This is a genomic window from Rhodanobacter aciditrophus (genome assembly GCF_050026795.1).
Taxonomy (GTDB): domain Bacteria; phylum Pseudomonadota; class Gammaproteobacteria; order Xanthomonadales; family Rhodanobacteraceae; genus Rhodanobacter_A.
This window is the reverse complement of record NZ_JALBWP010000011.1, coordinates 503947-517368: the sequence shown is the minus strand read 5'-3', so window position 1 is coordinate 517368 and position 13422 is coordinate 503947. Positions and strand designations below refer to the sequence as shown.

Sequence of the window (13422 nt, the reverse complement as noted above, 5' to 3'; positions counted from 1 at the left end):
CACCCTGCAGGCCCGCCGTGGCGCGACCCCCGCACGACTCCTTCGACCTCGACCACCTGCGCCGCCGCGCGGCGCGCGGCCTGATGCGGCTGCTGTTCGGCAAGCCCGCCGAGCCCAGCGGCGAGCCGCTGCCGCGGCGTGGCATCCAGCGCATCCTGGTCTGCCACATCAGCCACACCTTGGGCAACGCGCTGCTGCTCACCCCGCTGCTGCAGGAACTGGAAGCCACCTGGCCCGGCGCCGAGATCGACATCATCACGCGCAGCCAGGCCGGCCGCGAACTGTACTGCCACTACGACCGCGTCGGCCAGGTGTTCCAGCTGCCCGCGCACGGCTTCGGCCATCCGCGCCAGTGGCTGCGCGGATTGCGCGGCATGCGCCGCGCGCATTACGACCTGGCGATCGACGTCGACCCACAATCGCAGACCGGCCGCCTGCTGCTGCTGAAGGCGCGCGCCACCTGGACGCTGGGCTTCAGCGGGTCGAAGAAGAGCGGCAGCGTGACGCACGCGGTCGAGGTGCCCGAGCATGTGCAGAGCAAGGGCCAACGCCCGGTATACCTGCTGCGCCAGGCGCTGGGCACCACCACCGAGGCCGGCTATCCCGTGCCGGACATCCGTCTCGACGAGGCCGAACGCGCCCGCGGCCGGCGCGTGCTGGAGCGCGTGCTTGCCGCCGCGCCCGCCGACCCGCAGCAGCGCAAGACCATCGGCGTGTTCGCCAACGCCACCGGCCCCAAGCTGCTCGGCGCGGACTGGTGGAACCCGCTGCTCGCGACGCTGGAACAGCTGCGCCCGGATTGCCGGCTGGTGGAGATCGTGCCGATGTCCGGCCGCTCCATGCTCGATTCGCGCTACCCCGGCTACTTCTCCACCGACCTGCGCCAGCTCGGCGCCGTGCTCGCCAGTCTCGACGGCTACTTCAGCCTCGACTGCGGCATCATGCACCTGGCCTGCGCCTCGCGCGTGTCCACGCTGGGCATCTTCACCACCACCCGCGCCGACGAGTGGGGTCCCTATGGCCCCGGCAACCACGTGATCCACGCCTACGGCCTCGCGCCCGAGGCGGTGGCGCGCGAGCTCGCCGCCCACCTCTGAGCCCGCCGCGCCGCGTGCGCCACGGCACTGCGCGCAGGCACGGTGCTGCGCTAGGCTTCGCGCGTTGCCGTGCCGGCATGCGGCGCGGCCCATCTCGCCATGGGGAACCATCGATGAAGCCGCTCACCCGGATCGCCTGCGCCATTGCCCTCGCCCTGCCGCTGGGCGGCGCCGCGCTCGCCGCGCAAACCGCATCTGCGGTCGCCGCCACCACCTCCGCCGCAACCTCGCCCGCCGACCAGGCCTTCATGCGCCTGGCCGACCAGTACTTTGACAGTTACTACTTCCCCGCCAATCCCAGCATCGCCACCAGCGACGGCCTGCACGCCTGGGACGGCAAGCTGGAGGACTACTCCCGCGCCGGCGTCGACGCCAACGTCAAGGCGCTGAGGCAGTGGGAAGCGCGCGTCGCCGCGGTGGACCCGAAGACGCTGGGCGAATACGTGCAGGGCGACCGCGAGCTGGTGCTCAACAACATCCGCAGCACCCTGCTCACGCTGCAGACCATCCGGCCGTGGCAGAAGAACCCCGACAGCTATTCCAGCGGCATCACCAGCAGCGCGTTCACCCTGATGGAGCGCAAGTTCGCACCGCCGGAGACGCGCCTGCGCGCGCTGATCGCCCGCGAGAAGCAGATGCCCGCCGTGCTGGCGGATGCGCGCCGGAACCTCGACAACCCGCCGAAGATCTATACGCAGATCGCGCTGGAACAGCTGCCCGGCCTGGTGGCCTTCTTCCGGCACGACGTGCCCGCAGCCTTCGCCGACGTCACCGACGCGGACCTCAAGCAGCAGTTCGCCGCCAGCAACGGCGCGGTGATCAAGGCCCTGCAGGACTACCAGCAGTGGCTGAAGACCGACCTGCTGCCGCGCTCGCATGGCGACTTCCGCATCGGCGCGCAGGCCTACCGCGACAAGCTGAAGTACGACGAGATGGTCACCCTGCCGCTCGACCGCCTGATCGCCATCGACACCGCGGACATGCGTGCGAACCAGCAGCAGTTCGCCAGGGTGGCGCACGAACTCGACCCGAGCAAGACGCCGCAGCAGGTGCTGGCCGAGCTCGCCGCCGACCACCCCGCGCCGGACCGGCTGCTGGCCGTGTTCCGCGGCAGCCTCGACAAGCTGGTCGATTTCATCAGGCAGCGGCACATCATCTCGGTGCCCTCCGACGTGCGGCCCATCGTGGAGGAAACGCCGCCGTTCATGCGCGCTACCACCTTCGCCTCGATGGACACCCCCGGGCCCTACGAGACGGTGGCGAAGGAGGCCTACCTCAACGTCACCCTGCCCGAGCCGTCGTGGAGCAGGCAGCGCACCGACGAGTTCATGGCGCAGTTCAGCTACCCGGTGATCAACAGCGTGGCCACGCACGAGGCCTATCCCGGCCACTACATCCAGTTCCTGTGGATGCACCGCCTGCACGATCGCGTGCGCAAGCTGCTCGGTGCGAACACCAACGTGGAAGGCTGGGCGCACTACAGCGAACAGATGATGCTGGACGAAGGCCTGGCGCAATACCTCTACCCGCACGACCGCCGCCAGCAACTGCTGCTGCGCCTCGGCCAGCTGCAGGACGCGTTGCTGCGCAACGCGCGCTTCATCGTCGGCATCAAGCTGCACACCGGCCAGATGACCATGGCGCAGGCGGTGGATTTCTTCGTGAAGGAAGGCTACCAGTCGCGCGCCGTGGGCGAGGTGGAAACCAAGCGCGGCACCAGCGACCCCACCTACCTGTACTACACGCTGGGCAAGCTGGAGATCCTCAAGCTGCGCGCCGACCTGGAGAAGAAGCAAGGCAAGGACTTCAACCTCGAACGCTTCCACGACGCCTTCATGCAGCAGGGCTTCGCACCGATCGCGATCGTGCGCAAGGCGATGCTGGGGGACGATTCGCCGGTGCTGTGACGCGGCGTGCGGTCCGCGCCCGGTCGTGCGCCGGGCGCGCGACCGGAACATCCCGCCGGATTCCGAATTTCCCGCACGCCCTGACCCGACGTTTCGATGGCCGCGGCCGCGTGCCGCCACGGGGGACGACATGAGCACACGCAGGCTGGTCGTGCTGTTCGACGGCACCTGGAACAAGCCCGAATCGAACACCAACGTGGAGCGCCTGCGCCGGCTGATCGCGCCCCGCGACGCGGTGGGCATCGAGCAACACGTGGAATACATCCCCGGCGTGGGCGTGAGGCCCGGCATGGCCCACCTGCTCGGCGGCGCGTTCGGCTACGGCCTGTCCGGCAACGTGAAGGACGGCTACCGCTGGCTCTGCCGGCAATGGCAGCCCGGCGACCAGATCTGGCTGTTCGGCTTCAGCCGCGGCGCCTACAGCGCGCGCAGCCTCGGCGGACTGATCCGCAAGTGCGGCCTGCTGCGTCGTGCGGCCGGCGACGCCGTCGCCGAGGACGCCATCACGAGCGCCTACGCGTTCTACCGCGACACCGGGGTCAAGCCGGGCGACGCCGCCGCCGTAGCGTGGCGCGCCGCGCGCTCGGCGGAAACGGACATCCATTTCATCGGCGTGTGGGACACCGTCGGCGCACTGGGCATTCCCGACACCGCCTCGTGGTTTCCGTTCGCCCGCGCACACTACCGGTTCCACGACACCGAGCTCAGCCGCATCGTCAAGCACGCCTACCAGGCGCTGGCGCTGGACGAGCATCGCGCCGACTTCGCGCCCGCCAAGTGGACGCGCAACCCAGCCACGCTCCCCCCCGGCGAATCGCCCACCGCGAAGAAGGCCGAGCAGATCGAGGTGGAGCAGCGCTGGTTCGTGGGCGCGCACGCCGACGTGGGCGGCGGCAACGACCACGACGGCGCCGGCCGCGTGCCCGACCTGCTACCGGAGCTGCCACTGGCCTGGCTGCAGCACAAGGCGATGGCGGCTGGGCTGTCCTTCACCGAACCCTGCACGCCGCCGCCCGACGCCGACCGCGGCGTGCCGCGCGACTCCTACGGCGAGTTCATGCACGGCGTCTACAAGCTGTTCAAGCCGCCGTTCAACCGCGTGATCGGCGGCGGCGTCAACGAGACCGTGGACGCGTCGGTGTGGCAGCACGCGCGCCTCGCCGGCGGCTACCGCTCTCCCACACTGGAGCAGGCGCTGCGCGGCGACGTGATCGCCGCGCCGCCCGGCGTGGCGTGAACCGGCGCGCTTGACCGTCGCCCCCGCGCATCGGCTAGCATCCCGGTTCATGAGGGAGATGGCATGCCTCCCGTCTCCCGCGTCCCGGGAGACGAACCGCCCCACCCTGCACGGCGCAGGGGCTGATGATGCCTGCACCACCGGCTTCCGGCGGCGCAGGCGTGCCTGTCGTCGCGGACACCACGTTTCGCGGACAGGAGACGCTACACGTGAACCTCAACGGATTCATCGCGGTCGGCCTCGGCGGCGCCATCGGCTGCTGGATACGCTGGCTGCTCGGCAGCACGCTCAATGGGATCTTTCCCACCGTGCCGCTGGGCACCCTGGCCGCCAACCTGCTGGGCGGCTTCATCATGGGCTGCATGATGGGCATCTTCGAGCATTTCCAGACGCTGCCGCGGGAACTGCAGCTGTTCGTGCTCACCGGCTTCCTCGGCGGGCTCACCACCTTCTCCACCTTCTCGGCCGAAGCCGACACCCTGCTGCTGCGCCAGCAGTACCTGTGGTTCGGCGCCCACGTGGCCATGCACCTGGTCGGCACGCTGGGCATGACGATCGTGGGCATCGCGCTCACCCGCGGCCTGCTGCGGCACTGAAACGGAGACCGCCGACATGAGCACGGAAACCCTGATCGACGGCGTGCAGTTGCGCTTCTACGTGCACATGCACGCCCGCCACGACGGACTGCTGGTCTCCGAATGGCTGCTGGAACTCGCCAAGCGGCACAAGCTGGGCGGCGGCTCGGTGTTCCGCGCCATCGCCGGCTTCGGCCGCCACGGCGTGCTGCACCAGGAAGCCTTCTTCGAACTGGCCGGCGACCTGCCGGTGGCAGTGGAATTCCTGCTGCGCGAGAGCGAGGCGGAAACCCTGCTGCAGCTGGTGCGCGACGCCGGCGTGGAACTGGTGTACGCCCGCATCCCGGCGCGCTTCGGCGTGCTGCGCCACGAGGACGACCGATGAGCCAGGATTCGCTGAAGGAGCGCGCCAACGACCTGCTGCAGCACGCCGGCATCCGCATCGGCGGCGACGCGCCCACCGACATCCGCGTGCACGACGAGCGCCTCTACGCCCGCGTGTTCGCGCACGGCTCGCTGGGCCTGGGCGAGGCCTACATGGACGGCTGGTGGGATGCGGGCGACCTGCCCGGCTTCATGACGCGGCTGCTCACCTCGCACCTGGACGAACACCTCAAGACCCTCGACACCCTGATCGCCCACCTCAGGGCCCGTTTCGTCAACCTGCAGCGCGGCGACCACGCCTTCGAGATCGGCAAGGCACACTACGACCTCGGCAACGACCTGTTCCAAGCCATGCTGGGCAAGCGGCTGGTGTACTCCTGCGGCTACTGGGCCGGGGCCGGCAACCTCGACGACGCGCAGGAGGCGAAGCTCGACCTGGTCTGCCGCAAGCTGCGCCTGCAACCCGGCCAGCGCGTGCTCGACATCGGCTGCGGCTGGGGCGAGGCGCTGAAGTACGCCGCGGAGAAGTACGGCATCAGCGGCGTGGGCATCACCGTGTCCGAACAGCAGGCGGCTTTCGCCCGCGGGCTGTGCAAGGGCCTGCCCATCGAGATCCGCCTGCAGGACTACCGCGAAGTCGACGAAGCGTTCGACGCGGTGTACTCCATCGGCATGTTCGAGCACGTCGGCGGCAAGAACTACCGCGCCTACTTCGAGACCGTCCGGCGCTGCCTGAAGCCGGAGGGCCTCTCCGTGCTCCACTGCATCGGCAGCAACGGCACGCCTGCGCAGCCCGATCCGTGGATCGAGAAGTACATCTTCCCGAACTCGATGATCCCGGCGATGAGCCAGGTCGCCAGCGCGCTGGAGAACCTGTTCGTGGTCGAGGACTGGCACAACTTCGGCACCGACTACGACCGCACGCTCACCGCCTGGCGTGCCAACTTCGACGCTGCCTGGCCCGGGTTGTCGAAAAGCTACGACGAACGCTTCCGCCGCATGTGGCACTACTACCTCGCCGCCTCCGCCGCCGTGTTCCGCAGCCGCCGCGACCAGCTGTGGCAGCTCACGCTGAGCCCCGAGGGCGTGCCGGGCGGGTACCGCGTGCCGCGCTGAGCCGGTGCCGCGGACCCGGAGTTCCCGTAACCCAGATGCCACGCACCGCACGGCCCGGCGGGACGTATGTATCCGCTTTTCCGGAGCAATAAAAGATATCCACCCCGTTTCGTGCGATACGCAATCCGGCGTGCCTGCAAGGGGGCATGCAGTCGGGCTGCACAAGTGCCTCTTGCGCATGACGTTCCGCGCTTGACACCGCTGCTGACAGGGGAAGAGCATGGCTTGCATATGCCTCGATGCGGGGTCTGCTAAGCGTTAGTTTGCACACCATGACCGAGGCAGAGACCAACATACGAGAATCACTCCTCAGTACGCTTTTGTTTCTTGCTTCGGAAACTCAGCAACGCGAATTCGCTGCAAAGGTCTTCTACGCTTCCTACAGCGACGAGTTTGCCTCCTGGTGGTTCGACACGTTTTGTCCGGACGAGCCCAGCGCGCTGCATATGTTTAGCGAGGTGCAGCTAGCAACTCTTCGGTCATTCTCAGCAACCTTCGACCGCAATCTTGCGGAACTTCGTGACGGTGAACGCACCATCGAGCAGCTACTACAGGAACCAAGGTGGCAAAGTATCGTCACCAGTTCACGTACCACCTTGGCTCAACTCGTCGGTGCAATCTAACCATTCGTTCAAGGCGGACGGCTACGCCGCCGCTTAATTCCAGCGTTAGATGTTCTCTGTGTGGACTGGGGCAACAGATGGGAAACCCAAATAAACTCGGGCGCGCGCTTTTCCTTACCGCGACGTTCGCGCTTTTGGCTTTCGCTGCAGCTTGCCTTTTCTACGGGGGCAACAATTTTGTAATCCATGGCGTTGGCCTACTTGCGATATTCGCGCCCCTTGCACTCGGTCGGCGATCGCGGACGTTGCCGGCTTCTCCGGAAGTGCGCGCAATGCAAAGTGCTTGGGCCCTTAAGCCATGGCACTGGCTAGTTGGGCTTGTACTTATTGTCTGTGTGGGGGCAGCGCTCGCGTGGCTTTACTGGGCTTCCACGGTTCCTGGCTACAAAGGCGCGGCGCCCGTGTACGCCTTTGCAGACGCTGCCTTGGTTTGCGGCGGTTGGTGGGCTGGGCTATTTGCGCGGTGGTTAAGCCGTTGACGCACTCGCCAACATCTGGCACATCCAGCATCTCGTTCAAGGCGGACGGCTTCGCCGCCGCTTAACTCGAGCATTACGCCACTACAGCTGGGAGGGATGCCATGGGTCTTGAGCTACGAATGGTCGGCTATAGCGCTTTGCTTGGCTTCGCTCAAATCGTTCTTGCGTCGCACACGGCGAGCTTCCAAAGAGGCTACGACTGGACCGCCGGCCCCAGGGAGGGGGCCGTGCCACCTCTCACCGGAGCAGCACACCAATTTGCTCGTGTCTCAGCCAATTTTCTCGAAACTTTCCCGATCTTTGCCGCCCTTGCACTGGCCGCACATGTCGCAAATCGGGAGGGACCATTAACTTCCTGGGGAGTGCAACTCTACTTTTGGTCCCGACTGGCATATGCCCCACTCTACCGCGTTCGCTTGGTACGCTCCTTGGTTTGGAACGTCTCTGCCGCGGGCATGATCTTGATTGCTGCTGCTCTGCTTTGGCCTGTTCAATAAAACGGGCGGCCTAACAATTCAGATCCACCGCCCACTGGCTGTGCCAGCGGCCGGCGCCTTAACTCCAGTGTCAGGCTGCACAACATGAAATTCAGCGATCTTCAAAAATCAGCGCTGCACCTGAATGACCTCTACGAGCAGCTTGAGATCAAGAGGTGGGGGCGCGTCTGGAGTACAGAAGAACTTGCGCTTGGCTTCGTGGGGGACGTAGGCGACCTGGCCAAATTGATCCAGGCGCACTCGGGCGTTCGGGATATTGACGACTGCAAAGCGAAACTCGGTCATGAGCTTTCGGACTGTTTGTGGTCCATTATTGTCCTGGCAAACAAGTGCGGAATTGACCTGCAGGCGGAGTTTGCCAGAAACACCGAAGAGCTGGTTGTGCATGTATCTGGCGAACTCGGCAAGTAACCGACAGCCGCCTGGCGGCTCGGCCGGGCGAACGCGGGCGCCGCGCGCCGCCTGACTCCAGCATCAGCCGCATGAATTCCAGCCCCAGCGATCACACCCCTACTCGCATGCCTCCCACTCGACCCGGCCAGCCATTCGCCACCACCGCTCGCTGGATCGCCGCTGCGCGTGCGAGGGAGACTCGCCGTACCGACTGCCTGTTTTCGGATCCGTATGCGGAGCTGTTCGCCGGCGAGGCCGGCCACGCCATGCTGGCGCGCTCCGAGCAGGCTGCCGGCGGCGAGAACCGTTTCCTTCCCGTTCGCACCCGCCATTTCGACGACGCGCTCCTCGCAGACATGCAACAGCGCAGCCAGGTCGTCCTGCTCGGCGCGGGTTATGACACTCGCGCCTATCGCCTGCCGCTGCCGGTTCACGCGTGCGTCATCGAACTCGACCGTGCGGAACTGCTTGCAGAAAAGGAGGCTGCGCTGAACCGGCACGGAGCTCACCCCCGGTGCGACCGACGCACGGTCTCCGCAGACCTGGCCGGCGACTGGGCATCCGCTCTGCTTGCGTCCGGATATGACCGGGCGCGACCAACGACATGGATTGCCGAAGGCGTCCTGTTCTACCTTCCGACAGCGAGCGTCTCGGCGTTGCTGCGCGACGCTCGTGCATGCTCAGCTGCGGGAAGCCTGTTTCTGGCCGATGTGTTTGGGACCGGACTGCTGGCAACGCCGGCGATGCAGGGGTACCTGCAGTGGCTCAAGCAGGCGGGGAAACCCCTGCCATTCTGCACGGATGACCCCGAGGGGCTGTTCACCGAGAATGGCTGGCAGAACGTACGGATGGCGCAACCGGGGGCACCGGAGGCAAATTACGGCCGGTTCGCGGCGCGGGCACCAGCGACGCAGCAAGACGAGACGCATCGGACCTATCTCGTGCATGCGATGGCGGGCCACGCCGGATAGTTTCGAGACAGCGACACACGTGGCCAACGCCACCCGCCCCAGGAGCACCCATGTTCGATCACGTTGTCTTCGGCGTCAGCGACTATGCGGCGAGCAGGGCGTTCTACCTCAAGGCGCTCGAACCGATCGGCATGGCGGTGGTCGCGGAGGGACCGCTCGGCGTCGAGATGAGCGCGGACGGCAAGTGCTCCCTGTGCCTCGTTCCCACCGAGGAGAAGCCGGCGCATCTGCACCTGGCGTTCGTGGCGGAGAATCGCCAGCAGGTCGAGGCCTTCCACCGCGCGGCGCTGGAAGCCGGCGCCAAGGACAACGGCGCGCCGGGCCTGCGCCCGAACTACAGCGGCAGGTATTACGCGGCCTTCGTGATTGGCCCGGACGGGCACAACATCGAAGTGGTTTGCCACGAACCCGAGGACTGACGCCCCATCCCGGCGCACTTGGCGACGCGCGCCGCCGGATCCACGCGCCAGGCCGATACCCGGACATGCGGAGAGACCCATGAGCAAGGTATTCGTCAACATCGGACTCAGCCTCGATGGCTACATGGCGCCGGAAGGCATGACCATGGGCAAGCCCGAATACAAGAACTGGGGCGCCAAGTGGGGCGCGATGATGGCCTGGATCATCCGGCAGCAGTATTTCCGCGAGCACCTTCTCAAGCTCGGTCCGGGCGGAGACACCGGCCCGGTCAACGACCTGCTTCGCAGCACCGCCGAGCGCATCGGCGCCAACATCATGGGCAAGCGGATGTTCGACCAGGGCGAGGTCAGCTGGCCGGAGGAGGCGCCGTTCCACACGCCGGTCTACGTGCTCACCCACGAGAAGCGCGAACCCTGGGTACGCCCCGGCGGCACGACGTTCCACTTCGTCAACGATGGGCCGGAACGCGCGCTGGAACTGGCCCGGGAATCCGCCGGCACGCGCGATATCCGCATCGCGGGCGGTGCGGATGTGATCCAGCAGTACCTGAACCTGGGTGTGGTCGACGAGCTGGAAATCGCCTTGGCGCCGGTGCTGTTCGGCGGCGGGCGGCGTCTGTTCGAGAACCTGCGCGAGCCCTTGCCCCGGTTTCGCATCGACAGGGTGCTCGATGGCCCGAACGCCACGCACATGCGCTACGTGCGCGAGTGACGGCTCCCGCCTATTCGCACCCGCGGCTCGGGCCGCCTGCTCCGCGCCACGCGCTTGGCCCGACCTCCCGACCCGGAAGCCGCGTCTCCCGCCTGCCCCACCCGGTTCTCCGCGGCCGGAGTTCGGCGCACCGAGCTTTTTGCCCGGTGTTCGGAGCCTGGAGCTCCACCTTCCGGGCGTTGTGCTCCACGCCTGGATAGCGTCGCCCGGTCCTGCTCCGATCATCATGCAGTCGAAGCTGCACTGCGCCAGGCGCCCCACCACGACGGCCCCGGCATCCCCCGCCGGATCGAAGAGGCGGCTCTCGACCTCGAAACCGAGGCCACGCAATCGTTCGTGCTGCGCGTCGATGAACGTCTGGACGAGTTCGGGGGCTAATCCGGGAAACCCCGGTGAAGTCGGCGTGGAGCGGGGCCGCGCCCGGGACGAGAACGCTTTTCGACATGAGGTCGCCTTCGCTGGATCAGTCGATGCCGGCGACCGCGTGCGGCATGTAGGGCGCTTCCAGCGCCTCGGCCTCGGCATCCGGCAAATGCACGGCCAGCGCCGCCACGGCCTCCTCCAGATGATGCGGTCTGGTGGCCCCGACGATCGGCGCGGTGACCGTCGGCTGGCGCAACAGCCACGCCAGTGCCACCTGCGCCCGCGAGATGCCCAGCCGTTCCGCGACCTCGCCGACGCGATCGACCACGATCCTGTCTGCCGCCTTGCTGGGCGCATAGACTCCGTCACCCCAGGGATCGGAGCCGCCACGCACTGTCGTCGGCTTGTCTTCCCACGCACGCGACAGGCGGCCGCGGGCGAGCGGGCTCCACGGCACCACCCCGATCCCCTGGTCCGCGCACAGGCCAAGCATCTCGCGCTCCTCCTCGCGATACAGCAGGTTGTAATGGGGCTGCATCGAGACGAAGCGCGTCCAGCCGTGCAGGTCGGCGGTGTACAAGGCCTTGGCGAACTGCCACGCCATCATCGACGAGGCGCCGAGGTAACGCGCCTTGCCCGACTTCACCACGTCGTGCAGCGCCTCCAGCGTTTCCTCGATCGGCGTGGCGTAGTCCCAGCGGTGGATCTGGTAGAGATCGATGTAGTCGGTGCCGAGCCGGCGCAGGCTGGCGTCGATCTCGGTCATGATCGCCTTGCGCGACAGGCCGCCGCCATTGGTGTCGGCGCGCATGGGATAGAACACCTTGGTCGCGATGACGACCTCCTCGCGCCGGGCGAAGTCGCGCAGCGCTCGCCCCAGCACCAGCTCGCTACCGCCGGCGGAGTACATGTTCGCGGTGTCGAAATAGTTGATGCCCAGTTCGAGCGCGCGACGGATGAACGGCCGGCCGTGCTCCTCGTCCAGCGTCCATGGCCTCGCCTCGGTGGGCGTGACCGAATAGCTCATGCAGCCCAGGCAGATGCGCGAAACCTTGAGGCCGGATTTTCCGAGCCGTACGTAATTCATGGGATCACCTCGCTGTCGTTGCGTGTATTCGGCCCGGTCTCAGAGCCTAGTGATGGATGGCAATGCCGGCGGCGACCAGCGCAATGCCTGTCGTCTCCGCCCGGCCGGGCAACTGGTGCAGCACGACGGCACCGACCAGGCACGCCGTGGCCGGCAGCAGGGCCAGCAGCATGGCGAAGCTGGCCCGCGGCAATCGCGCCATCGCCAGCTGGTCGCATACGTACGGTACGACCGATGAAGTCACGCCCACGCCGACGCCCGCGGCAAACAGCGGCAGGCTGCGCAACGCCGGCACCGCCGGACGGATGCCGACCGGGGTGACCGCCACCAGCGCCACCAGCATCGCCGCGGCCAGCCGGTCGATCGCGTTGCCGCCGCCATCGTTGGCCACCCGATGGCCAAGCACGATGTACAGCGTGAACAACGCGCAGTTCGCGAAGGCGAACAGGAAGCCGGGCAGCGTGCCGGCAAGGCGCAGGTGGCTCAGGAACCACACGCCGGCGATCACCAGCGCGAGCGCCACGGCATTGCGCCGTGTGCGCAGCCCGGCCAGCGCCAGCGCGATCGGGCCAAGAAACTCGATCGCGCCGACCGTCGCCAGCGGCAGGCGGGCTATCGCCAGGTAGAAGCAGGCATTCATGCCGCCGAGCACCACGCCCAGCCCCGCGATGTTCCATCGTGCCGCCGCCTTCATCTGCCGGAAATCGCGCCACGGCCGCCGCCATGCAGCGAAGACCAGCGCCGCGCTGGCGATCCGCAGCCAGGCGACGCCCAAGGGTTCCACGCGCGCGAAAAGCAGCACCGCGAAGGCCGGTCCGAGGTAGTGGAAAACCGCACTGGCCACGAAATACAGCTGCGGCGGCACCCGGCCTGCAGCAGTCGCGCGCGGCGATGGCGGTTGATCTGCCACGTGGATATCGGGGCGTGCATCCATGACTCCACTTTTGCAGACGAGTGGCGCATGATCCATCGACGATTGCAGGCGACAACCACCGATACTTCAATTTTTGAAGGTTTTCGCATCGATATGCCTCAGATTTCTACGCTACTGGCCGATCCGCGCAACATCGAGCTGCTGCAGGCCCTGCTGGACGATCCCCGCCAGCCGGTGACCAAGCTCGCCAGGCGCGTCGGCATGTCCGCTCCCGCGGTGAAGGAGCGCATGAACCGGCTGGAGGAAGCCGGCGTGATCCGCGGCTGCCGGCTGGAGCTGGAACCGAAGGCGCTGGGCTGGCCGATCACCGCCTACGTGCGCGTGCGACCGGCACCCGGCCAGTTGTCGAAGATCGCCGAACTCGCGCAGAAGATGCCGCAGGTCGCCGAGTGCCACCGCGTCACCGGCGAGGACTGCTTCGTCATCAAGGTGCATCTGGACGCGCTGGAAAACCTCGACCAGATCCTCGACCGCTTCCTGCAATACGGCCAGACCACCACGTCGATCGTGCAGTCCACGCCGGTGCCGCTGCGCGCCCCGCCGCTGCCGAAACCACCCCGGCGCCGCTGAGGCGGCACCTGCACAAGCGCGGGCGGCCCGCCAGCTGTCCCGACGCCGCCGGTTCTGG

Annotated in this window: 15 protein-coding genes and 1 riboswitch; of the genes, 13 read left to right on the top strand and 2 right to left on the bottom strand. The window is 67.1% G+C overall.

Annotated elements, in window-relative coordinates:
- The first annotated feature begins 17 nt into the window (after positions 1 to 17).
- The 12 genes from ACQGNW_RS11095 to ACQGNW_RS11040 all read left to right on the top strand — a co-directional run bounded on the left by ACQGNW_RS11095 (position 18) and on the right by ACQGNW_RS11040 (position 10410).
- Positions 18 to 1097 (top strand): glycosyltransferase family 9 protein, encoded by a 1080-nt coding sequence (locus tag ACQGNW_RS11095; RefSeq protein ID WP_426663224.1) that lies wholly within the window; start codon positions 18 to 20, stop codon positions 1095 to 1097.
- 113 nt (positions 1098 to 1210) lie between these two features.
- Entirely contained in the window at positions 1211 to 3004 is a 1794-nt protein-coding gene (locus ACQGNW_RS11090) for a DUF885 domain-containing protein (RefSeq protein ID WP_426663223.1), read from the top strand.
- Between the two features lie 130 nt (positions 3005 to 3134).
- A complete protein-coding gene (locus ACQGNW_RS11085) occupies positions 3135 to 4241 on the top strand; it encodes a DUF2235 domain-containing protein (RefSeq protein WP_426663222.1) in 1107 nt (368 codons plus the stop codon).
- Positions 4242 to 4286: 45 nt separating this feature from the next.
- Positions 4287 to 4383: riboswitch (Fluoride riboswitch) on the top strand.
- A 67-nt stretch (positions 4384 to 4450) separates the two neighbouring features.
- The gene (gene crcB, locus ACQGNW_RS11080) at positions 4451 to 4837 is read left to right on the top strand and encodes a fluoride efflux transporter CrcB (protein WP_426663220.1); all 387 of its coding nucleotides are present in this window, start codon (positions 4451 to 4453) and stop codon (positions 4835 to 4837) included.
- Positions 4838 to 4853: 16 nt separating this feature from the next.
- Complete coding sequence (locus ACQGNW_RS11075; RefSeq protein WP_426663219.1) at positions 4854 to 5201, top strand: DUF190 domain-containing protein; 348 nt, start codon at positions 4854 to 4856, stop codon at positions 5199 to 5201.
- Positions 5198 to 6316, top strand: coding sequence for a cyclopropane fatty acyl phospholipid synthase (gene cfa, locus ACQGNW_RS11070; protein WP_426663218.1), 1119 nt, complete (start codon positions 5198 to 5200; stop codon positions 6314 to 6316). The genes ACQGNW_RS11075 and cfa overlap by 4 nt, the downstream gene beginning before the upstream one ends.
- Positions 6317 to 6588: 272 nt before the next feature.
- A complete protein-coding gene (locus ACQGNW_RS11065; RefSeq protein ID WP_426663217.1) occupies positions 6589 to 6939 on the top strand; it encodes a hypothetical protein in 351 nt (116 codons plus the stop codon).
- A gap of 580 nt (positions 6940 to 7519) precedes the next feature.
- Positions 7520 to 7915 carry an MAPEG family protein gene (locus ACQGNW_RS11060; RefSeq protein ID WP_426663216.1) on the top strand — a complete coding sequence of 132 codons (396 nt, stop codon included), beginning with the start codon at positions 7520 to 7522 and terminating at the stop codon, positions 7913 to 7915.
- Positions 7916 to 7999: 84 nt separating this feature from the next.
- Entirely contained in the window at positions 8000 to 8326 is a 327-nt protein-coding gene (locus tag ACQGNW_RS11055) for a nucleoside triphosphate pyrophosphohydrolase family protein (protein WP_426663215.1), read from the top strand.
- A 71-nt stretch (positions 8327 to 8397) separates the two neighbouring features.
- Positions 8398 to 9279 (top strand): class I SAM-dependent methyltransferase, encoded by an 882-nt coding sequence (locus tag ACQGNW_RS11050; RefSeq protein WP_426663214.1) that lies wholly within the window; start codon positions 8398 to 8400, stop codon positions 9277 to 9279.
- Between the two features lie 50 nt (positions 9280 to 9329).
- The gene (locus ACQGNW_RS11045) at positions 9330 to 9698 is read left to right on the top strand and encodes a VOC family protein (RefSeq protein ID WP_426663213.1); all 369 of its coding nucleotides are present in this window, start codon (positions 9330 to 9332) and stop codon (positions 9696 to 9698) included.
- Between the two features lie 79 nt (positions 9699 to 9777).
- Entirely contained in the window at positions 9778 to 10410 is a 633-nt protein-coding gene (locus ACQGNW_RS11040) for a dihydrofolate reductase family protein (RefSeq protein WP_426663212.1), read from the top strand.
- Positions 10411 to 10873: 463 nt separating this feature from the next.
- Here the strand turns inward: ACQGNW_RS11040 and ACQGNW_RS11035 are convergent, their stop codons facing one another.
- A complete protein-coding gene (locus tag ACQGNW_RS11035; RefSeq protein ID WP_426663211.1) occupies positions 10874 to 11860 on the bottom strand; it encodes an aldo/keto reductase in 987 nt (328 codons plus the stop codon).
- 46 nt (positions 11861 to 11906) lie between these two features.
- Entirely contained in the window at positions 11907 to 12794 is an 888-nt protein-coding gene (locus ACQGNW_RS11030) for an EamA family transporter (protein WP_426663210.1), read from the bottom strand.
- 93 nt (positions 12795 to 12887) lie between these two features.
- On the opposite strand from ACQGNW_RS11030, the gene ACQGNW_RS11025 reads away from it, so the two are divergent.
- Positions 12888 to 13364 carry an Lrp/AsnC family transcriptional regulator gene (locus tag ACQGNW_RS11025; RefSeq protein WP_426663209.1) on the top strand — a complete coding sequence of 159 codons (477 nt, stop codon included), beginning with the start codon at positions 12888 to 12890 and terminating at the stop codon, positions 13362 to 13364.
- Positions 13365 to 13422: the final 58 nt, after the last annotated feature.